This window comes from Streptomyces tubercidicus (assembly GCF_027497495.1).
GTDB lineage: Bacteria > Actinomycetota > Actinomycetes > Streptomycetales > Streptomycetaceae > Streptomyces > Streptomyces tubercidicus.
Genome location: NZ_CP114205.1, coordinates 263,937 through 285,505 on the forward strand (window position 1 = coordinate 263,937; position 21,569 = coordinate 285,505).

Consider the following 21,569-nt stretch of genomic DNA (forward strand, 5'->3'; position numbering starts at 1 on the left):
TCCGGGAGCGTGGGGGCGCTGTGGGGACGGGCACCGCGAGTGCGCGCGAGGAGCCCGGGGCACCGTGGGATGTGCCGGTGCGGACGGGGTGTTCATCGTGGCTCCAGGCGGGCGGGGGCGGCCGGCACCGGGGGCCGGTGCGCAGGGGTCGGGCTCGCGCTCTACTGTCGCCGACCGGGTCCGTCGGCCATGGTCATGAAGGCACCTCTGAACGAGTGACTTATCGCTCTATAGCGCCGGGCGCTCCTCTTCCCTGACCGGCGGCTGCGGTCCGCGGAGCGGGGTACGGCCGGCCCGGGGCGCGTCGTGCGCACGGTCCGGCCGGCCGAGCCAGCGGGCGGCGGCCGCGGCGGTGAGCAGGGTGACGGCTCCGGCGACGACGGCGGTGAGCGTCATGGCGTCCGTGAAGGCGCGGCGCGCGGCGGCCAGCACACTGCCGCGCAGCGGGCCGTGCAGCCGCATCGCCTGGGCGGGTACGGACAGGATGCTGTGCCGGGCCGCGGCGGCCACCGGCGCGGGGGCGTGCAGATCGGTGAGCGAGGCGGTGAGCCGGGAGGTGAAGACGGCCGCGAGCAGGGAGCCCTGGACCGCCACCCCGAGGGCGGAGCCGACCTGGCGGGTGGCGTCATTGATGGCGGAGCCGAGTCCGGCCCGTTCGGTGGCGACCGAGCCCATCACCGATTCGGTGGCCGCGGCGGCCACCAGTCCGGCACCGACGCCCGCCACCAGCTGGAAGGCCGCGCAGTGCGGGTAGTCGGAGTCCGGGGTGGTGGTCGCCAGGATCGCGAAGCCGGCCGTGACCAGGGCCAGTCCGCCCACGACCGGGACCCGGCCGCCCATCCTGGCCCGTACGGGCACCGCGCACACCGCGCCGAGGGCCAGTCCGGCCGGCAGCGGCAGCGTCCGCACCCCGGCCTGCCAGGGGCTGAAGCCCAGCACCCCTTGGAGGTAGAGGGTGAGCACGAACAGCGCGCCGAACATGGCGAACGACATCAGCGCCAGGGCCGCCGCAGCCACCCCGATGGCCGGTACCCGCAGCAGGGACAGCGGGAGCATCGGGGCGGGCGCGCGCAGCTGCCGGTGGACGAAGGCGGCCAGCAGCAGCGCGGCGGCGGCGAATCCGGTCAGGGCGGCCGGGCTGGTCCAGCCGCGGTGCGGGCTCTCGGTGATCGACCAGACCAGGACCAGCAGCCCCGCGGCGGACAGGGCGGCCCCGGCCACATCGAAGCCGGCCCGCCGCCGCGCATACGACTCGGGCACCAGGAGCAGGGCCAGGACGATGATGACGGCGGCGAGCGGCAGATTGATCCAGAAGGCGGCGCGCCAGGAGAAGTGCTCCACCAGCCAGCCGCCGATGACCGGACCGCACAGGCCGCCCATGCCGCCGACCGCGGCCCATGCGGCGATCGCCCGGCTGCGCAACCGGGCCTCGGGGAACAGCTGGTGGATGACCGCCAGCGTCGCCGGCATGAGTAGCGCGGCCCCGGCGCCCATGGTGCAGCGCGCGGCGATCACCTGCCATGGCTCTGCGGCCATCGCGCCGCCCAGCGAGGCGCCCGCGCACACCGCCACACCGCAGACGAAGGAGCGCCGTCGGCCCCAGGCGTCGGTGAAGGCGCCCACGGCCAGCACCGTGCCGCCCAGGACCAGGGCGTAGCCGTCGACGATCCACTGGACCTGCGCGGTGGAGGTGTTGAGGCCGCCCTGGAGGTCGGGTACCGCGACATTGAGGACCGTCAGGTCCAGGCCGAGCATGAACAGGCCGAGGCACACCACGGCGGCCGCTGCCGCGCGGCCCCGGCGCACGGGTGCGGCCGCGGCCGGAGTGCGGGCCGGCGCGGTGGCCGTCATGCCGTCGCCACAGGGCGGTTGAGGGCCGCGTCGAGGGTGCCGGCGAGCCGGGCGACCAGTGCTTTGGTCTCCGTCTGGAGGTAGGTGTGCCCGCCGGGGAAGAGTTCGACCGGGGCGGGTGTGGTGACCAGGTCGTTCCATGCCTGGAGGTCCGGCAGGCTGGTGACGGGGTCGTGTTCGCCGCCGTAGAGGGTCAACGGCACGTCCAGGGGCGGTTCGGGGCGGTGCCGGTAGTGCAGGAGCAGCAGGCAGTCGGCCAGCAGGGGGGTGCAGGCCGCGGCCATCAGGCGGGCGTCGGCGAGCAGTTGGTCGGGGATCGGGCCGACGAGTTCGCGGATGCCTTCCAGCCCGGCGGTCAGCCGAGGTGGCAGGCCCGCGCTGTAGGCGTCGATATGCGGCGCGGACAGCGAGGACACTGCCAGCAGCGAGGGCAGCCGGCCGTGGGTGCGGCGCAGATGGCGGGTGGCCTCGTAGGCCAGCAGCGCGCCCGCGCTGTGTCCGAAGACCGCGAACGGACGGGGGTCGGCCCAGTCGTCGAGTACCGGGGCGAGCCGGGCGCTGAGATACGCGGGGTCGGTCAGTGAGGGTTCGGCGGCGCGGGTGCCGCGGCCGGGCAGCGCCACGGAGCACGGCTCGATCCAGGGCGGCAGCAGCGGCGCCCAGCGCAGATAGCACTCCGGCCCGGCCCCGGCGGGCGGCACACAATACAGGCGCAGCGCCGCCTGCGGACGGGCAGCCAGCACGACCCGCTCCGGCACCGCCGACGCCGCTACCGTCACCGACGTCGACTCTTCTGTGAAACCGACACCCACGACACACGCCCTTCGCCTCGTGCTCCACTGGTCCGGGCTCAGCCCACGCCGACCCTGCCCTCCCCCGCCGCCGCACTCCACACACCACGCAAGGCGCCGCCCCCCTCTGACACCAACGGCGGCAGCCCGGCCGGGTCGTCGAAAGTCCCGCCCGTCCGCGGTGTCCGGCACCCGCTCCCGTACGCCTCAGCGGCGGACGGGCCGCCTCACTCCTCCGCGTCGAGCTCGAAGGTTCCGTACTCGGGCTTCCCCGCCCGTTGGTAGGCGCAGTACTGCACGCCCACGCTGGAGGCGCGGGACTCCGTGAGCTTCCAAGCGGTGGGGGCGGCGCCGTCGGCGAAGAGCCGTTTGCCGGTGCCCAGGATCACGGGGGTGATGAGCAGCCGGTACTCGTCGACGAGGTCGTGCTGTTGCAGGGTGCGGATGAGGTCGCTGCTGCCCTGCGTCATGATCACGCCGTCCAGCTGCTCCTTGAGCCGTACCACGGCCTCTGCCGCGTCGCCCTTCAGCAGCTGGGAGTTGTGCCACTCCAGGCTGTCGCGGGTGCGGGAGGCGACGTACTTGGGCATGCTGTTGAGCTTCACCGCGATCGGGTCGTTCTCGTCGGTGACGCGGGGCCAGTGGGCGGCGAAGATGTCATAGGTCTTGCGGCCGAGCAGGAGGTGGTCGGCGGTCCGCTCGAAGATGTCTGTCATGAGGGTCATGAAGTCGTCGTCGACGTACGGGACCTGCCAGCCGCCGTGCTCGAAGCCCTTGTCGACGTCCTCGTTCGGCCCGCCGGGGGCCTGCATGACGCCGTCCAGGGTGACGAACGCGGTGACGATCAGTGTGCTCATGGTGCTGCCCTTCCGGGTGCGGAATCTGCCGACACCCGTATGACTCCCAGGCCGGCGAGAACTCATCGCCCGCCGCGCCACCGGCAGCCATGGGCCCATACGACGACAGATCGTCGTGCTGCGCATATGTTTCCGCCGCCATTCAGCCGACAGCCCGGCGGCGGGGTTCCTTCGGTGGGATGCACAACAGCGCGAGGGCGGCGGCCGCCAGATACGCGGCCGCGCCGATGGCCATGGCGGTCCGCAGCCCGGTGGCGAAGCCGGTCGCGGTGGCCAGCAGTGAGCCTCCCAGTGCGACGCCTGCCGCGCTGCCGATCTGGCGGGTGGTGTTGAACAGCGCGGAGGCGGTGCCGGAGTAGGCGTCCGGGGCGGCTGACATCACCGTGGCGGTCGACCCGGTGAGGGCGAACGACGTGCCGAAACCCGCCGCCATCATCGGTCCCACGAGCAGCGGATAGGCCGGATCCGAGCCGGCGGCCGCCCAGCCGGCCAGACCGGCCGCGCCCAGGAGCATCCCGGTGACGACGAGCGGACGGTGCCCGGTACGGCGTGCCAGCCGACCCGACAGGACAGAGGCGAACATCGTCATGGCCACCGCCGGGAAGAGCGCGAGCCCGGTGCGCAGCGCGGTCAGGCCGCGGTCGTGCTGGAAGTACAGGCTGGCGGTGAAGATCATGCCGTAGAAGGCGAAGTTGAACAGCAGGCCGATGGCCGCCGCCCCGCCCATCGGGCGGGAACGCAGCAGCCGCAGGGGCAGCACGGGGGTGCGGGCCAGCCGCTCACGCAGCACGAACGCGGCGGCCGACAGCAGGCACAGACCGGCTCCGGTGAGGATCAGCGGATCGGTCCAGCCCCGCCGTCCGGCCTCGTTCAGGACGGCGGTGAGCAGGGCGACGGCGGCGATGAGCGCGCACTGGGCCGGCCAGTCCACGGGGCGGTCGGTGCGCCGGGCCGAAGCGGCTACATGGCGCAGCGTCAGCAGCAGACAGGCGCATCCGACGGGCAGGTTGATGAAGAACACCCAGCGCCAGCCCACGGTGGTGACCAGGAGGCCGCCCAGGAGGGGGCCTGCGGACGCCGCGATGCCCGCCATGGAGCCCCACAGGCCGAAGGCCCGGGAGCGTGCGGCGGGTGCGGGGTACGCCTGGTGGAGGAGGGCGAGCGAACCGGGCACGATCAGTGCCGCGCCCAGCCCTTCCAGCAGCCGGGCGGCGATCAGGGTCCCGGCGGTCGGGGCCAGTCCGCAGCCGGCCGAGGCGAGGGTGAAGACCACCACCCCGGTGCAGAAGATCCGGCGGTTGCCCAGCCGGTCCCCCAGCGCACCGCCGGTGAGCAGCAGACCGGCGAAGACCAGGGTGTAGCCGTCGGTGATCCACTGGATGCCGGTGAGCGAGGCGGACAGTTCCCGGCCCACCACCGGAACGGCGACATTGATCACGGTCACGTCCAGGATGACCATGAAGTAGCCCGCGCAGACCGCGAGAAGCGGAGCCAGTGGCCGGCCGCCGGCCGCGGGCCCGTCCGGTCGGCCGTCCCGGGGTCTGTCGGCGCGCACCATGGCGACACGGTAGGGCCGGAGGCGCGCTCAGCCGCTGATTGCGGAACCCGGCCGCCTCGCGCCGCCCATCGCGGCACGCGGGAGGCCGCCCCGAGAGCGACCCCCTACCCCTGATACCTGAGAGCTACCACGGAAGTACGCTCCCCGGCGGGACGTGGACCAAGTGCCTTGCTCCATAGCTTCGGTACCGGAAGCACGACCGGCTTCCGGTACGGAAGGACCATTCCTCATGGCGTCCCGCCCACGCGGCAGCCGTCGGCTGCGCACTCTGCTCGCCGCTCTCGTCGTCACCTCCGTGGTGGTGCCCGTATCGGGCGCGGCCCGCCCGGAGGCCGTCCCGGCGCCCGCCCCCAAGGCTCTCGCCCCGCTGCGGTCCGCCGGGCCCGGCGCGCTCGCCGAGCGGTACGCCGTCAACCGCGCGGGCATCCGCGCGGCGGCCCGGATGGCCGAGGGCCACGGCGACCGGGCGCGGGCCGGGGCACTGCGCGGTATGGCGGGCCCGGCGCGGCAGTTCCTGTCGTTCGACGGCCGCGATGGAGGCCGCACCACGGAGGTCTTCGGCGACCTGGCACGGGCCGAGCGGATCGCCGTACTGGTGCCGGGTTCGGACACCAACCTCGACAGGTACCAACGCCTCCGGGACGGCGCCTCGGCGCTCCAGCGGGAGCTGGGCGGCCGGTCCGCCGTCCTGGCCTGGGTCGGCTACGAGACACCGGGCACGGTGAGCCCCGAGGTGCTCACCCCCGGCCGTGCGGCGGAGGCCGCCCCCGGACTCCGGGCCTTTGCCGGTGACGTGGCGGCGCTGCGTCCCGGTGCCCGGATCTCCGTGCTCTGCCATTCCTATGCGGCCGTGGTCTGCGGCCTGGCCGCGCCGGGGCTGGATGTCGCGGACCTCGTGCTGTTCGGCAGCCCCGGCGCGGGCGGTGCCGAAGACGTCTCCGCGCTGCACACCCGGGCGACCGTATGGGCCGGCCGGGGCGACGACGACTGGATCGCCGGTGTGCCGCACGGTCAGCTGCAACTCCCCTTCGGCGCCGTCGGGTTGGGAGCCGATCCGGTCGCGCCCGAGTTCGGCGCCCGGGTCTTCCCGGCGGGCCCCGGAGGCCACAGCGACTACTTCACGCCGGGTTCGGTGTCCCTGCGGAACCTCGCCCGGATCGTCTCCGGCCGGGCCCCTTCCGAGGAGCGACGCGATGCGTGAACTGATCCGGCGGACCGCCTCCGCGACGCCCGCCGACCGTGACGGCGGTGTCGACGCACTGCGCGCGCTCGCGATTCTCGGGGTGATGCTCGGACACTGGCTGGTGACCGCCCTGGTCGCCGACAGCGGCACGGTCCGCGTGGCCAGCCCGCTCCAGCCGCTGCCACAACTCACCCCGGTCTCCTGGCTCCTCCAGACCCTGGCCGTCTTCTTCCTGGTGGGCGGTCATATGGCGGCGAGGAGCCACGCCGCCGCGCGGGCCCGGGGCGGCACGTACCGCCGGTGGCTCGGCGCCCGGACCGCCCGGCTGTTCCGTCCTGTGGTGGCCGTCCTGGCCGTCTGGAGCGTGGTGGCGGTCACCCTGCTGGCCGCCGGGGCCGGTCTGGACACCCTCGGCACCCTGGCCATACTGGCGCTGTCCCCGCTCTGGTTCCTGCTGGTCTTCGCCGCGCTGACGGCGGCCACGCCGCTGGTCGCCCGGCTGCATCCGATGTGGCCGCTCGCCGTCGTCCTGCATGTCGACCTGATCCGGTTCGGTCTGGGCGGCCCGGCCTGGCTCGGCTGGATCAATGTGGCGGCCGGCTGGCTGGTGCCGTACTGCCTGGGCACGGCCTGGGCCCGGGGCGGACTGCGGGACCGGGCGACGGGGTGGGTGCTGCTGCTCGGCGGCGGCGCGCTCACCGCCGGACTCGTCCTGTGGGCCGGCTATCCGGCCGCCATGGTCGGGGTGCCCGGCGCCCGCATATCCAACCTCAACCCGCCCACCCTCGCCGCCGTCACCTTCGGTCTCGCCCAGTGCGGGGCGGCCCTGCTGCTGCTCGGACCCCTGCGGCGGATGCTCCAACGCCCCGCCGTCCGGGCGGCGGTAGCGCTGATGAACCTCTCGGCGATGACGCTCTTCCTGTGGCACCAGACGGCGATGATGGCGGTCACCGCGCTCGGTCTGCTCACGGGCGGGTTCCTGCCCGGTCTGCACACCGTTCCCGACGGCGCCGGCTGGGTCCTCGCCCGGCTGGCCTGGCTGCCGGTGTTCGCGCTGGCGCTGCTGGTGTGCTGGGGCGCGTTCCGTACGTACGAGCACGGGCGGCGCGGCGGCACCGAGGTGCTGCCTGAGGGGCGTCCCACCGGAGCCGGGGTGATGGGGCGTGTTTAGGATGCCTGGTGTGAAGCAGGGGGGCTGGAAAAACGGGGGGCGACGGCTGTGGGCTGCCGTGCGGCTGCCTCCGCGTACCCTGCGCGAGGACTTGTGGACGGTGGCGCACGATCCGCTGCCCCGGTTGCGCCGGCTGGGCCGGCTGCCGCATGCCCATGTGGTGTTGGCCGCGCTGTTGATGCTCTGGCTCAACGCGGCCAAGTACACGAGCGGTTTCGGGCCGTCCACGACGACGGGCACGCTGGCGCTCGCCGCGCTCCAGTCGGGCGCCGTGATCCTCGCGCTGTCCCGCCCGGTGCCTGCCTGGTGGCTGTCGACGCTCGCGCTCTTCCTGGTCAGGAACGCCGATACGGTCAAAGTCGGGGAGAACCCGCTGTGGGCCTGGAGCGTCCCGGGGATCGCCCTGCACGCGTTCGTGCTGTTCCTGCTCGCACTGCGGGTCCGCCCCCGCGTCGCCGTCGAGGCGCTGGCGCTCTCCCTCCTCGCGGGGGCGGCCGCCCTGTCCCTCTCCTTGGCCCCGGTACCGGACCTGCCGTCCGCCCAGGGCCCGGAACTCGCCCAGGACATCGTGGCCTTCACGATCGCCGTGGTGCTGGGCGCCTCGCTGCGCGGCCGCCGGGTGGCCCGTGCCCGACTCGTCGAGCAGGAGGTGCTCACCGCCGAGGAGCGGGCCCGCCGCACCCTGCTGGAGGAGCGCAACCGGATCGCCCGCGAACTGCACGACGTGGTCGCTCACCACATGTCGGTGATATCGATCCAGGCGCAGGTCGCACCGCATCTGGTCAAGGACCCCACCGACGAGCTGAAGGAGAACCTGGCGGGCATCCGCGGGAGCGCCGTCGAGGCGCTGACCGAACTCCGGCGGATCCTGGGCGTGCTGCGCTCGGAGGATGCCCAGGCGGACGGCGTACGGCACGCCCCGCAGCCCACGCTCGGCCGACTGGACGAACTGGTCGGCACGGTGCGCGGCGCCGGGCTCACGGTCACCACCGAGATCACCGGCGAGCCGCGCCCGCTGTCCCCGGGAGTCGAGCTGTCGGCGTTCCGTATCGTCCAGGAGGCGCTGAGCAACGCCATCCGGCACGCGCCCGGCGCGCATGTGCGGGTGGCCCTCGGCTACCGGTCCGGCGGCCTCACCCTCCGGGTCGCCAACACCGCGCCGGACGGGCCCGCCCCGCCCTCCCCCGGCGCCGGCCACGGCCTGCTGGGTATGCACGAGCGCACCGCCATGCTCGGCGGTGAACTCGCCACCGGCCGCACCCCCGACGGCGGTTACGAAGTGACCGCGATCCTGCCCGCCCAGGCCGTGATGCCTGCCGACTCCCGTGAGCCCGCCCCATGACGACCATCCGTGTGCTGATCGCCGACGACCAGATGATGGTCCGTCAGGGCTTCACGGTGCTGCTCAACGCCGAACCCGGTATCGAGGTCGTCGGCCAGGCCGTCGACGGTCTCGACGCCCTTACCCAGGTCGAGCGGCTCGCGCCGGACGTCGTGCTGATGGACGTCCGGATGCCCCGGCTCGGCGGCATCGAGGCCACCCGCCGCCTCACCGCACCGGCCGGGGCCACCGTCAAGGTCCTCGTCCTGACCACCTTCGACCTCGATGAGTATGTGTACGAGGCGCTGCGCGCAGGCGCTTCCGGTTTTCTGCTGAAGGACGCCTCGGCGGCTGAACTCGCCCAGGCGGTACGGGTGGTGGCGGATGGCGACGCGCTGCTCGCCCCGAACCTCACCAAGCGCCTCATCGCCGAGTTCTCCCGGGTCACCAGCTCGCCGCGGGCCCCGCTCAAGGACCGCGTCGGCACCCTCACGGAACGCGAGACCGAGGTCCTGTCCCTGATCGCACAGGGTCTGACGAACGGCGAGATAGCGCAGCGCCTGGTGGTGGCGGAACAGACCGTGAAGAGCCATGTGGGCCGCATCCTGGGCAAGTTGAGCCTGCGCGACCGGACCCAGGCCGCCGTCTTCGCGTATGAGACGGGGCTGATCCGGCCGACGGGGTATTGAGCAGGCCGCAGGATATTGAGCGGTCGGACCGGATGTTGAGTGTCCGGCCGGCCCTCGCGTCGCTTCCGGCTACAGCTGGAAGGAGTCGGCCAAGGTGTCGATCTGTGCGGTGAGCAGCGTCCGGGCCCGGTGTCCCATCCCGGCGTACTGGCCGGAGACCTCCAGGCTGACCGTGCCGTGCAGCTGTGACCAGGCCAGTACCGTGCCGGCCAGGGCGACCCCCGCCGCCTCGTCGTGCGGAGCCAGCCCGGTGTGCTGCGCCAGCCAGTCGGCGACGCCCTCCTCCTTGCGTACCCACGCGGTCATCTCCGCGACGACCGGGCGCAGCGCCTCGGCGGGGACACCCGCGGCGAAGACCTTCAGGAACGGCCCCATCGCGGCCCGTGCGCGCAGCAGGGTGTCGGGCGGCGCCTCGTAACCGGGCAGCGGAGCGCCCTGGATCAGCAGATAGCGGTGCGGCTGGGCGACGGCCCAGCCCAGGTAGGCGTCGGCGAGGGCATGCAGGGCAGCGCGCGGATCGCCGTCGGGCGTCGCGGCGGCCTGTTCGACGGCTTGTGCCGCCTCGTCGTAGGCGTCCCGGATCAGCTCGCTCAGCAGGTCGTCGCGGCCGGCGAAGTAGCGGTAGAGGGCGGGGCCGGACAGCCCCATGTCCTTGGCGATACGGGTGAGCGCGACGGCCTGGACGCCGCCCTCGGCGAGCTGCTGCAGCGCGGCCGCCTTGATCTCCGCGCGGTTCTGCTCGCGGTAGCGCGCCCGGGGGCTGCGTGCCTCGGCGGCCATGACTTTCCTCCTGTGTTCGCGACGTCATGACGCATGCGTGAGTCGTCCTTGCTGATTCTACTCACCACACCGATTGCGATCACTCATCGCGAGAGTTATGGTCTGTAACAGAAGCGATGGAGCGAAACTCGATCCGCTCACTGCTCGCCATTCACCCGCCTTTCGGCCGCTCGGCCAGGAGAGAAGGAAGTGCCATGTCCGCTGCATCTGGAACGCTCCATGTCGTACTCGGCGCCGGCCCGGCAGGCACCGCGCTCGCCGGTGAGCTCGTGCGCCGCGGGCACGCCGTACGGCTGGTCAGCCGCTCGGCGCCGGAGCACACCGCCGAGGGCATCCAGTGGTTCGGCGCCGATGTGAGCACGGCCGACGGGGCGCTGGCCGCCGTCGCGGGCGCCGCCGTCGTCTACCACTGTGTGAACGTCCCCTATCACCGCCAGGTCGAGGTGATGCCCCAGGTGCAGAACGTGGTACTGGCCGCCGTCGAGACCACGGGAGCACGGCTGGTCGTCCTGGACACGCTGTACCCGTACGGCGAGACGCACGGCGAGGTGATGACGGAGGAGACCCCGTGGCGGGCGACGAGCCGCAAGGGGCGGATGCGGGCGCAGCTGGACGAGCGCTATCTCGCGGCCCACCGCGCGGGGCGCGCCCGGGTCGCCCTCGGCCGGTCGGCCGACTTCGTCGGCCCCGGCGTGCTCAACTCGACGCTCGGCGGAGCGGTTTTCCCCGCCGCGCTGGGCGGTGGTGAGGTTCTCGCTATGGGCGACATCGATCTGCCGCACAGCTACACGGACATCCGGGATGTGGCGGCCGGACTCGCCACGCTCGGCACCCACCCGGAGGGCGACGGCCGGGTCTGGCACCTGCCCACCCCGCCCGCCGTCACCACCCGTGAGATCCACTCGATGATCGAGGAGCGGGTGGGCCGCCCCGTCCAGCGGGTGGTCCTCAGCGAACCGCGCCCCTTCGGGCCGTTCGACGCGGCCTTCATGGACGAGTACGCGGAGATGTTCTATCAGCACACCGAGCCGCAGATCATGGACTCGGCGGCCTTCGAGCGGACCTTCGGCGTCCGCCCGACACCTCTGGACGCGACCCTGGACGCCACCGTCGAGTGGTACCGCGCGCTGCTGGCCGGCTCCCGGAGCTGACCGGGTCGCACGACCGGCCGCCTTGGGCAGCAGGCAGAGACCGGGGGGCCGACGCGCTGGGCGTCGGCCCCGGTGTTCCGGCAGGGGTCAGGAAGCGCTGGGGAGCTTCGCCGACCAGGCGGTCACCGACAGCGCGCCACCGTCGACATCGTTGTCAAACGCTACGATGCTGTGGGAGTTGCTACCCGTCGGGGCGACCTGAAGGTACTTGGCCTTCTCGGACGGACCGGCGTGCGTCCAGACCAGGTCGGCGTAGGCACTCTTGCCCGGCTTCAGGGTGACCTGGTGCACGCCCGGGTCCTTGGCGAAGTAGGTGTCACCGTGCTTCGGCGTCGTGTCGATAGCCGTGTGACCGGCGCCCTCCAGCGCCAGCCCCGCGTAACCGGATATCGCACACGTGCTGGTGCCCGTGTTGGTCACCTTCAGGTAGGTGCCCTGGTGATTCATTCCCACCTGGCTCGAACCCGCGTCCGTGGTCGTGACCTTCAGCGTCCCCGGCTGGCACGAACCGGCCGTCGCGCCCGATCCCGCAGCGGAGGCCACCCCGGCACCCGCACCCGCGCACAGCGCGACGGCGGCGGCGACGGTGGCGGCGGTGCGCAGACCACGCATCGTCATCAATCATCAACTCCTTCTTCTCCGGCAACCGGAGAATCTCGGCGGACGCCCGCTCGGCCCCAACGGCCGGTCGGGACGCCCTAGTTCGTTTTCGCGCCTGCATCCTAGGCACCGCCACTGATGATCGACTAACGCCTCACTAACCCGCGGTAACAGCGAAATCGGTATGCGAATGATGGGCGGAATGCCGGGTGTTGTAGGGGGAGGCAGCGGAGGTCGTGGCGGAGTGGTGGGACGAGGCGGCGAAAGGCCGTCCGAGCAGGCGTGCGATGCTGGAGCACTGCGGGTCAGGGCAAAAAATGGGGAGTGTACGGCAGCGTGCTGGCAGCGATACGGCGGACTGGGACGCACAGCTGGGACCGCTTCGCGGCATCCGATCCGGGGCTCCTGCGGCTGATGGCGGGGCTGCGCACGGTCGGGGCCATCGTGCTCACCCTCGTCGTCCTGGCACTGCTGGACACCGGCGTCACGCTGATGGTCGCGGGCGCCATGACGGCCATGGTGTCCACCTTCGCGGTCAAGGAGAAGGAGGTGCGCGGCCAGGCGGTCACGCTCGCGCTGGGCCTGCCCGTGGCACTCGCCGCGATGTCGCTGGGGGCGCTGCTGCACACCCTGGTCATCCCCGGCGATCTGTTCTTCGTCCTGCTGATCTTCGGTGCCGTCTACTGCCGGCGGTTCGGTGACCGTGGCACCGCGCTCGGCCTGATCGGCTTTCAGGTCTACTTCGTCTCGCTGTTCGTACAGGCCAGCGGGCCCGCGCTGCCCGAGCTGTATCTGACGCTGGGCATCGCCTTCGGGTGCAGTGCGGTCGTACGGTTCGCCGTCGTCCCGGAGACCCCCACCCGCACCCTGCGGCGGCTGCGCGAGGCCTTCCGGGCCCGCCTCGCCCAGCTGCTGGCGACCCAGCTGGAACTCCTCGACGCCGGACCCGATGAACTCGACAAGGTTCTCGACGATCTGCGGCGGCACACCTCCCGGCTGCACGAAGCGGCCCTGATGATCCAGGGCCACCTGGAGGAGGGCACCCGGGACGCGGCCACGGCGGGGCTGGTGCAACGCCGCGTCGCGGACGCCGAGATCGCCGCCGAACGGCTCGGGATGCTCATCCTCAACGCCCGCAGCGCCGAGCGCGCGGACACCATCACCATGCATCTGCCGCACGCCCCCGTACCGGCCACGGGGAACCGGATGGGGTCCGAGGACGACGCGATCGCCGCCCTGCGCCGGGATCTGAACGCGCTGCTGCTGCTGGTCGCCCGGCGCGCGTCCGAGGACCGCGGCACCGCGCTGGCCCTCGTACGCAACCGGCTGCTCGGCTACCGGGAGGAGGACGATCTGCCGCGCGCCTCGGCCGCCGTCCAGGACGTCTTCCGTGGACTCGGTGAGACCGCGCGCGCCGTCCTGGGTCTGCGGCTGGCGCTGGACGGGCCGCAGGACGAGTCGGACGACTCCCCGGCCACCACGCGCTCGCGCGAGGAGTTCGACGCCGAGGACCTGTCGATCGTCGGGGCCGACGAGACCGAGGACGAGGACGACCGCACCGGGCTCGAACGGCCCACCACCCGGGCCGCGTTCCAGGTCGCGGTGGGCTCGACGCTGGCCGTCATCGGCGGGGAGTTCCTGTCCAGCCAGCGCTGGTACTGGGCGGTGCTGACCTGCTGGGTGGTCTTCCTCAACACCGCGTCCACGGGCGAGATCCTGGTGAAGGGCTATCGGCGGCTGGTCGGCACGGTCCTCGGCGTGGTCGCCGGTGTCGCGCTGGCCGGGCTGGTCGGCAATCACACCTGGGCCGCGTTCGCGTTGGTGCTGCTCTGCATCTTCGGGATGTGGTTCACCGCCCCGCTGTCGTACGCCCTGATGTCCTTCTTCACCACCGCGATGCTCGGGCTGCTCTACACCCTGCTCAACACCTACAGCCTCGATGTGCTGGTACTGCGCATCGAGGAGACGGCGCTGGGCGCGGCCTGCGGGATCATCGGCGCCGTCGTGGTCCTGCCGGTGCACACCGACCGCCGTACGGACGAGCTGCTGGGCACGGTGCTGGAGCGGCTGCGGGACGTGGTGTCCGCCGCCGTGGAGCAGCTCAGCGGCGGGCCCGCCGTCGACCTGCTGGGCCTGGCGCGCGATCTGGACACCGCGCTGGACGAGCTGCGCGGCTCCACCCAGCCGCTGACGCACCCGATTTCCCCGCTGCGCGGCCGCCGGCGGACCGTCCGCTATCTTGTGGCGCTGCTGGAGACCTGCGCCTATCACGCCCGTTCCCTGGCGGCGACGGCGGAACTCGTGCCGTACAGCAGGACCATCGCGGCCGACCCGCGCCTCGCCGGAGCCGGCCGGCGGATCGGCCAGAACATCGACCTCCTCGTCGCCCAGGTGCGGGACGAGAGCACCAAGGGCGAGGTCGATTCCGGTTTCAGTATCCCCGCGATGCTGGAGGCGGCCGGTGCGGAGGCACTGCAGTCGGGCACGGTCACCTTCCGCGTGCTGCGGCATCTTCAGCGTCTCGACGAGGGGGTGGTGGGTCTGGCCCGTCCGCTCGATGTGCCGGTGGCCGGGCCCAAGGGCAGCAAGGCCGGCTAGGGCCGGCCGATAAGTCCGGCCGCCCCCGGCGCCCGTGCGGTCAGCCGTCGAGGACCGCGCCGTCGTGCCGGGCGAGCAGCGCCCGCTCCTCCTCCGGGGAGTAGCCGACGTCCAGCGTCGGTTCACCGCACGCGCGGTCCCAGGCCAGGACATCGGCCGCGGTCACCGCCAGCGGGGTCGCGGGCAGCCCCGCCGCGCGGGCACGTGCCGGACTGCGCTGCTGGGTCGACCGGTCCGGCCGTACGAGCGGGAACACCGGCGGCCGTTCCCCTGGCGGCACCGGAACGATCTCGACCTCCGTTCCCGCCACCCGCGCACAGGTCTCGATGAGCCCGCCGAGCGTCGTCGGCTCCTCCGGCCCCACCGCGTGGAACGCCCCGGGACGCGCGTCGACGAGCAACTGCACCACCAGGCGCGCCAGATCACGTGAGTCGATGATCTGCACCGGCTGTCCGGGGTCGGCGGGCAGCGCCACCCGTCCGCCGCGCGCGGCCCGGCGCACCCAGTAGGTGAAGGCGCCCTGCGGGTCGTGCGGCCCGGCCACCCTTCCCGGCCGCACCACCGTCGCCCGTGCGCCGTACCGGGCCACCACATCGTCCTCGCAGGCCACCTTGAGCGGGCCGTAGGTGTCCTCGCTGAGCTCCTCGGTGTGCCGTACGGGCGGACGGCGCGGGGTGTCCTCGGTCGAGCCCGGCCCCACCCCCGTGTGCTGGTAGACCGCGTGGCTGGAGACGAACAGATACCGTCCGGCCCGGTCCCCCAGCGCGTCCATCGCCTGCCCGACGTGCCGTGGCACATAGCCGCTGACATCCACGACCGCGTCCCATACGCCGTCGCGCAGCGCCTCGTAGTCGCCGGTGTCCCGGTCACCGATGAGCCGGGGCAGCCCGGGGAACAGCCCGGTCCCGGTCTTTCCCCTGCCGAACAAGGTCACCTCCGCGCCGGTGCGCAGAGCGTCCGCCACGATGGCGCGGCCCACGAATAACGTCCCGCCCAGTACCAGAATCCGCATGGTCCCGGACGCTACCGCCCCGCTCGGCACGGCGCGGGCGGCGGGCCGAAAAGGGTGTGCGGATCAGGTATCCGGTTGACAGGCTGGGATCATGAGTCCTCAGTCTGACCCCACCTCCCGCTCCACCACCACGCCCCCGGCAACTGACTGGATCACCACGCCCGTAACCGCGGATCTGCTGCGCGGTGCGCTCGATCTGGAGCACACCGCACACGGGGTACTGCCGCACCGGCTGCCCGCCCGCGCCCGCGCGCAGTGTGCCGACGGACAGCTGGCGATGGCGGAGGCCCAGCCGTCGGGCGTACGGCTGGTGTTCCGCAGCCGGGCCACCACCGTGGAGCTGGATGCGCTGCGCACCAAGAACTCCTACGAGGGCGCGCCGCCGCGTCCGGACGGCCGGTACGACCTGTTCGTCGACGGGCGGCTCACCGGGCAGTCCGGTGTCACCGGCGGCAATGTCCTCATGGTGGACATGACCGCCGGCACCGCGGAAACCCGGCCGGGACCGCCCGGCACCGCCCGGTTCACCGGCCTCCCGGACCGCGTCAAGGACATCGAGATCTGGCTGCCGCACAACGAGATCACCGAGCTGATCGCGCTGCGCACCGATGCCCCCGTCGCGCCCCTCCCGGAGGACGGCCGCAAGAAGTGGCTGCACCACGGGAGTTCGATCAGCCACGGCTCCGATGCCGCGAGCCCCAGCAGCACCTGGCCCGCGCTGGCCGCCTCGCTCGGCGGCGTGGAACTGACCAATCTGGGCCTGGGCGGCAGCGCCCTGCTCGACCCGTTCACCGCCCGCGCCCTGCGGGACACCCCCGCGGACCTGATCAGCATCAAGATCGGCATCAATCTGGTCAACGCCGACGTGATGCGGCTGCGTGCCTTCGGCCCGGCGGTGCACGGCTTCCTCGACACCGTCCGCGAGGGCCACCCCACCACTCCGCTGCTGCTCGTCTCCCCCATTCTGTGTCCGATCCACGAGGACACTCCCGGCCCCACCGCCCCGGACTTCAGCAACCTCAGCGCGGGAAAACTCCAGTTCAAGGCCGCGGGCGACCCGGCGGAACGGGCCATGGGCAAGCTGACACTCAACGTCATCCGTGACGAACTGGCCCGCATCGTCAAGCAGCGGGCGGCCGACGACCCGAACCTGCACATCCTCGACGGGCGCGACCTCTACGGCGAGGCGGACTTCGCCGAACTCCCGCTGCCCGACCAGGTCCACCCGGACGCCGCCACCCACCGCCGCATCGGCGAACGCTTCGCCGCGCTGACCTTCGGCGCCGAGGGGCCGTTCGCGACCGGGCATGCCTAGGGGTGTCTCCCCCTCTCCCCCGACCTGATCGCATGCAGGACACCGTCCAGGCGACGACTCCGCACGCTCCGCCATACGGGTCGACTTCAGTCGGCTGTATGGACGCGGTTCGTCGGTGGTGCCTTACTGCTGTGAGTGAATCCGGCGGGCCGCCCATCCCTCACCGGGGGTGGGCGGCCGTGCCGAGGAAGTACCTGAGACCTCGCCATGGCTGCTGTGTGAGCGCCCCCGCTGAGGAGACTTCACTGCCCGCTGAGCCGTGGCGAACATGCGGTCCCAGGTGGGTGGTTGACGGCCCCTGACTCGAAGGAGGCTGTCATGGATACGACAGGCATGTGGACCACCGCGCAGAGCCCCACGGGACAAGAGATGTCGGCGGCAACTGTCGCCGCCGTGCTGTCGCAAGCGGGCGTCCTGCCTGGCGCAACGCTCCCGACTGAAGGCGGACTTGCAGCGATGACGTCGCCGTCCGTGGCGATGCTGCTCGCAAATGCGCTGGTACCCGTGGGAACCGGGCCGATCGGCGTGGAGATCACGCCGAACGGCAGCTTCGCCTACGTGGCGAACAACGGCGGCAACACCGTCAGCGTCATCGACACCACCACGAACCTGGTGACCGCCACAGTCACGGGTCTGAACGGGCCGATCGATGTGGCGATCACGCCGAACGGCAGCTTCGTCTACGTCACCAACGGCAGCGGCAACACCGTCAGCGTCATCGACACCACCACCAACACGATCATCGGTGCCCCCATCGTCGTCGGGGCCAACCCGTTCGAGGTCGACATCACCCCGGACGGTGCCTTCGCCTACGTCGCCAATCACGGCAGCGGCACGGTCAGCGTCATCGACACCAGCACCAACCTGTCGATTGCCACCATCATCGTCGGCAGCTTGCCGAACGGTGTGGCGGTGAGCCCTGACGGCCTGACCGTCTACGTCACCAATTCCGGCAGCGGCTCGGTCAGTGTCATCGACACCGCCACGAACCTGGTGACCGCCACCGTCGGCGTCGGCAGCACCCCGATCGGAGTGGCGTTCACCCCTGACGGCAACTTCGCCTACGTGGCGAACAACGGCTCCAGCACGGTCAGTGTCATCGACACCACCACCGGCCCCCCGAGCGTCGTCACCACCATCAACGGCTTCGGGACCCCGGCCGGTGTGGCAGTGAATCCGGACGGCACCCGGGTGTTCGTGGTGAACTTCGGCGCGAACAACGTCAGTGTCATCGACACCAGCACCAACACCATCATCACCACCCTGGCCGTGGGCACCCAGCCCTCCCGGGACGCGGTGACCCCGGACGGGAACTTCCTCTACGTCACCAACAACGGAAGCAACAACGTCAGCGTCCTCCAGATCCGGCCGATCGTCACCAGCATCACCCCGGGGTCCGGCTCCACGCTCGGCGGCGACCCGATCACGATCTCCGGCAGCGGCTTCACCGGAGCGACCGCCGTGACGCTCAACTCCACCCCCGTCGCCAGCTTCATCGTGGTCGACGACAACACCATCACGGCGACCACGCCCGCGCACGCCGCCGGAACCGTCCAGGCCAGCGTGACCGTGCCCTTGGGCACCGGAACGGGCGGCAGTTTCACCTTCGTCCCGCCCGCGCCCACGATCACCAGCATCAGCCCGTCCTCGGGCACCACCTCCGGCGGCACCCTGGTCACCATCACCGGCACCAACTTCACCGGCGCGACCGCCGTGAGCATCGCCGGAACCCCGGTCACCAGCTTCCAGGTCGTGGACGACACCCACATCTCCGCGATCACCGCGCCGCACGCACCCGGTACCGGCCCGGTATCCGTCACCACCCCCGGCGGCACCGCCACCGGACCGGTGACCTACACCTACGTCACCCCGGCCCCGACGATCAGCGGCTTCACCCCCGCCTCCGGCAGCACCACCGGCGGCACTCAAGTCACCATCACCGGAACCGGGTTCACCGGCGCCACCGCGGTCACCATCGTCGGGACCCCCGCCGCGAGCTTCCAGGTGCTCAACGACACGACCATCGTCGCCATCACCGCGCCGCACGCCCCCGGCAGCGGCCCGATCACCGTCACCACCCCCGGTGGAACCGCCATCAGCGGCACCAACTACACCTACGTCACGCAGGCTCCGACCCTCACCGGGATCTTCCCCGCCAGCGGCCCGGCCGGCGCCAGCACCCAGGTCGCCCTCAGCGGCACCGGCCTGACCGGCGCGACCAGCGTCACCGTCAACGGCACCCCGGTGCCCTTCACCGTCGTCTCCGACAACCAGATCACCGCGACCCTGCCCCCGCACGCGGCCGGCACCGTCACGGTCACCGTCACCACCCCCGGGGGCAGCGCGAGCATCCCGTTCACCTACACCCGTGACCGCACTCAGCTGACCGCCACCCCCGCGATCGTCCAGGTCTTCCCGCCCCACCCCTACGCCGGGATCCTGACCGCGACGCTGACCGACGCCGACACCGGACAGCCCCTCGCCGGACAGCCCATCACCTTCACCACCGGCAGCACCACGCTGTGCACCGTCGTCACCAACGCGCAGGGAGTGGCGACCTGCCCGGCCGTCCTGGCACTGCCGCTGATCATCCTCAACGGCGGATACACCGCCACCTACGCGGGCAACTCCAACCACCAGCCCGCCACCGCCCACGGCGCGGTCATCACCCTCTGACGAGCCGCAACGGCTGCCAGAGGTACGCCTCTCGGCGCCCGTGGTGCCCGAAGAGCCCTTCAGCAGTCGGACGGCGGCCCGGAAAAGGCGCAACAGAGCCTGAAATGCGATGCCCGTGCGGCCTGACTGACGGCCCCTTCTCCGGGCTCCGAATCGAACCCACAACCGTTCCCGGGCGCACCGGAAAAGGCCCGCGAACTCTCCCTCTCCACACAACCAAGGAGCAGCTATGAAACTCCGCAAAACGGCAATCCGCGCACTCGCCACCGTGGCCGGCACCACCCTCGTGGCCACCGGCATGGCTATCACCCCGGCAGCCGCGCAGACCTTCGTCCCGTGCTCTCCCGGGGCATTGGCGAGCGCCATCACCGCAGCGAACGCCTCGGGCGGCACGCTCATCCTGGCACCGGGCTGCGTCTACTCCCTGACCTCCCCCCTGCCGTCCATCCAGAACACGATCAACATCCTGGGCAACGGCGCCACCCTCACCCGCTCAGGAGCGGCCCCCGCATTCCGCATCCTCAAGGTGGACGCGGTCGGAAAGCTGAGCCTGCACCTGACCACCATCAGCAACGGCGACGCATCGGGAGACTTCGGCGGCGGCATCCGCAACGACGGCACCCTCAACGTCGTGCACTCCGCCATCCGGAACAACCGGGCCGATTTCTCCGGCGGAATCGGCGGCAATACCGGTTCCACCACCCGCGTCGTTCAGAGCATCATCTCAGGCAACACCGTGACCCGTAACGGAGGCGGCCTGGCCAACGACGGCGATATGACCATCGCCCAGAGTTCCATCACCCAGAACACGGCGCTGGAAAAGGGCGGCGGGGTGGCCAACGACGCGACGCTGAAGATCGTTCAAAGCAGCATCGAGCACAACGAGGCATCCGGGCCGTCGGGTGTCGGGGGTGGCATCGCCAACTTCGGCGGTGCCGGAGCCACGACGACTCTCGCCGAGAGCCGCGTGTCCGACAACACCGCCACCAACGCTCCCGGCGGCATCTACAACGACAGCGGAAGCGTCGTACTCCTCCTCAGCATCGTCCACAACAACCACCCCACCAACTGCGCCGGCAGCCCCACCCCGGTCCCTGGCTGCCTGGGCTGACCCCCACCGCACCCACGCGAGCACTCGACGGCGGCCGAACACCGGCCGCCGTCACCTCTGACACCTTGAGGCAGTGGGAAACGGCGTCTAAGGCATGTCGTCGCCCGCCCCTGAGCGGCAGGCGGGGTGGCCCCAGCCCTCCGGGTTCTTGGTGATGGGCTCGCCCGCCGCGTAGGAGCGTCCGCAGCGGCAGCGGCCGGGGAACTTGGCGTTGAGGGTCCGCGTCGGCTTCCCCGAGCCGCGCCGCTGCGGTGCGGAGGCTTTCTTCGCGGCCGGTCCGGAGGTCCGCCGACGGGCGGCGGCTGGCGCGGCGTCGGGGGCGGGCGGCGGTTCCGGGGAGCCGAGGGCGCTGCCGGCGGCCTCCTGGACGATCGCCGCCTGGCTCGCCGCCCGGTCGGCGAAGTCGTTGAGCGGATCGCCGTCCACCTGGTGCGCGGGGACGTACCGGAACTCCACGGAGCGGTCCGTGAGCAGCGCGTCGATACCGGCGACCAGTTCCTGATTGGCGACGGGCTTGCCCGCGGCCGTCTTCCAGCCCTTGCGCTTCCAGCCGGGCAGCCAGGTGGTGACGGCCTTCATCGCGTACTGGGAGTCCATCCGGATCTCCATCGGGACGGCCGGATCGGTGGCTGTCAGCAGACGTTCCAGTGCCGTGAGTTCCGCGACATTGTTCGTCGCGGTGCCCAGCGGTCCGGACTCCCACCGGACGACGGTTCCGGCACCGTCGGCGATGACCCAGGCCCAGCCCGCGGGCCCGGGGTTTCCTTTCGAGGCGCCGTCACAGGCGGCGATCACGCGTTCAGCCATGCGCGCGATCATGCCAGGCGGCGGCGCGCCGCGCGAAGCCGCCTCTTACGGGCCGTCCGTTCCCGCGCCGGGCGCTCCCCGGTGCGCCGGCGGACCGG

17 protein-coding genes are annotated in these 21,569 nt (G+C 71.9%); 9 read left to right on the forward strand and 8 right to left on the reverse strand.

The genetic code is table 11. The annotated features are described in order from the left end of the window. Window positions 1-228: 228 nt before the first annotated feature. From STRTU_RS01165 to STRTU_RS01180, 4 genes are all read right to left on the reverse strand, one after another. Window positions 229-1,851 carry an MFS transporter gene (locus STRTU_RS01165; RefSeq protein ID WP_269777229.1) on the reverse strand — a complete coding sequence of 541 codons (1,623 nt, stop codon included), beginning with the start codon at window positions 1,849-1,851 and terminating at the stop codon, window positions 229-231. Then, window positions 1,848-2,630 (reverse strand): thioesterase II family protein, encoded by a 783-nt coding sequence (locus STRTU_RS01170; RefSeq protein WP_269777230.1) that lies wholly within the window; start codon window positions 2,628-2,630, stop codon window positions 1,848-1,850. Before STRTU_RS01170 ends, STRTU_RS01165 begins: the two co-directional genes overlap by 4 nt. Before the next feature lie 239 nt (window positions 2,631-2,869). After that, window positions 2,870-3,499: a dihydrofolate reductase family protein gene (locus STRTU_RS01175; protein WP_269777231.1), complete on the reverse strand. Its 630-nt coding sequence runs from the start codon at window positions 3,497-3,499 to the stop codon at window positions 2,870-2,872. Between the two features lie 142 nt (window positions 3,500-3,641). Beyond that, window positions 3,642-5,057: an MFS transporter gene (locus STRTU_RS01180; RefSeq protein ID WP_389853152.1), complete on the reverse strand. Its 1,416-nt coding sequence runs from the start codon at window positions 5,055-5,057 to the stop codon at window positions 3,642-3,644. A 229-nt stretch (window positions 5,058-5,286) separates the two neighbouring features. Here STRTU_RS01180 and STRTU_RS01185 point away from each other — a divergent pair, with 229 nt between their 5' ends. Genes STRTU_RS01185 through STRTU_RS01200 form a run of 4 tightly spaced genes read left to right on the forward strand, consistent with a single transcriptional unit; the run spans window position 5,287 to window position 9,421 of the window. After that, window positions 5,287-6,258, forward strand: coding sequence for an alpha/beta hydrolase (locus STRTU_RS01185; protein ID WP_269777232.1), 972 nt, complete (start codon window positions 5,287-5,289; stop codon window positions 6,256-6,258). Next, window positions 6,251-7,411: an acyltransferase family protein gene (locus STRTU_RS01190; protein WP_269777233.1), complete on the forward strand. Its 1,161-nt coding sequence runs from the start codon at window positions 6,251-6,253 to the stop codon at window positions 7,409-7,411. The genes STRTU_RS01185 and STRTU_RS01190 overlap by 8 nt, the downstream gene beginning before the upstream one ends. 1 nt (window position 7,412) lies before the next feature. Next, window positions 7,413-8,753, forward strand: a complete 1,341-nt coding sequence (locus STRTU_RS01195; RefSeq protein ID WP_389853156.1) for a sensor histidine kinase — start codon at window positions 7,413-7,415, stop codon at window positions 8,751-8,753. Further along, entirely contained in the window at window positions 8,750-9,421 is a 672-nt protein-coding gene (locus STRTU_RS01200) for a response regulator (RefSeq protein ID WP_269777235.1), read from the forward strand. Before STRTU_RS01195 ends, STRTU_RS01200 begins: the two co-directional genes overlap by 4 nt. Before the next feature lie 69 nt (window positions 9,422-9,490). Here STRTU_RS01200 and STRTU_RS01205 read toward each other — a convergent pair whose 3' ends face one another. Beyond that, complete coding sequence (locus tag STRTU_RS01205; RefSeq protein WP_269777236.1) at window positions 9,491-10,201, reverse strand: TetR/AcrR family transcriptional regulator; 711 nt, start codon at window positions 10,199-10,201, stop codon at window positions 9,491-9,493. 194 nt (window positions 10,202-10,395) lie between these two features. Here STRTU_RS01205 and STRTU_RS01210 point away from each other — a divergent pair, with 194 nt between their 5' ends. After that, window positions 10,396-11,352: an NAD-dependent epimerase/dehydratase family protein gene (locus tag STRTU_RS01210; protein WP_269777237.1), complete on the forward strand. Its 957-nt coding sequence runs from the start codon at window positions 10,396-10,398 to the stop codon at window positions 11,350-11,352. An 87-nt stretch (window positions 11,353-11,439) separates the two neighbouring features. On the opposite strand, the gene STRTU_RS01215 is transcribed toward STRTU_RS01210, so the two are convergent. After that, window positions 11,440-11,970: a DUF4232 domain-containing protein gene (locus tag STRTU_RS01215; RefSeq protein ID WP_269777238.1), complete on the reverse strand. Its 531-nt coding sequence runs from the start codon at window positions 11,968-11,970 to the stop codon at window positions 11,440-11,442. A 396-nt stretch (window positions 11,971-12,366) separates the two neighbouring features. Here STRTU_RS01215 and STRTU_RS01220 point away from each other — a divergent pair, with 396 nt between their 5' ends. Continuing rightward, entirely contained in the window at window positions 12,367-14,550 is a 2,184-nt protein-coding gene (locus STRTU_RS01220) for an FUSC family protein (RefSeq protein WP_269777453.1), read from the forward strand. Window positions 14,551-14,590: 40 nt separating this feature from the next. On the opposite strand, the gene STRTU_RS01225 is transcribed toward STRTU_RS01220, so the two are convergent. Next, window positions 14,591-15,562, reverse strand: coding sequence for an NAD-dependent epimerase/dehydratase family protein (locus STRTU_RS01225; protein ID WP_269777239.1), 972 nt, complete (start codon window positions 15,560-15,562; stop codon window positions 14,591-14,593). A gap of 91 nt (window positions 15,563-15,653) precedes the next feature. On the opposite strand from STRTU_RS01225, the gene STRTU_RS01230 reads away from it, so the two are divergent. The 3 genes from STRTU_RS01230 to STRTU_RS01240 all read left to right on the forward strand — a co-directional run bounded on the left by STRTU_RS01230 (window position 15,654) and on the right by STRTU_RS01240 (window position 20,664). Beyond that, window positions 15,654-16,877 (forward strand): GDSL-type esterase/lipase family protein, encoded by a 1,224-nt coding sequence (locus tag STRTU_RS01230; protein ID WP_269777240.1) that lies wholly within the window; start codon window positions 15,654-15,656, stop codon window positions 16,875-16,877. Between the two features lie 456 nt (window positions 16,878-17,333). Next, a complete protein-coding gene (locus STRTU_RS01235; RefSeq protein ID WP_269777241.1) occupies window positions 17,334-19,553 on the forward strand; it encodes an IPT/TIG domain-containing protein in 2,220 nt (739 codons plus the stop codon). A gap of 229 nt (window positions 19,554-19,782) precedes the next feature. After that, window positions 19,783-20,664, forward strand: a complete 882-nt coding sequence (locus tag STRTU_RS01240; protein WP_269777242.1) for a hypothetical protein — start codon at window positions 19,783-19,785, stop codon at window positions 20,662-20,664. Between the two features lie 87 nt (window positions 20,665-20,751). On the opposite strand, the gene STRTU_RS01245 is transcribed toward STRTU_RS01240, so the two are convergent. Then, entirely contained in the window at window positions 20,752-21,483 is a 732-nt protein-coding gene (locus STRTU_RS01245; RefSeq protein WP_269777243.1) for a ribonuclease H family protein, read from the reverse strand. Window positions 21,484-21,569 lie beyond the last annotated feature (86 nt).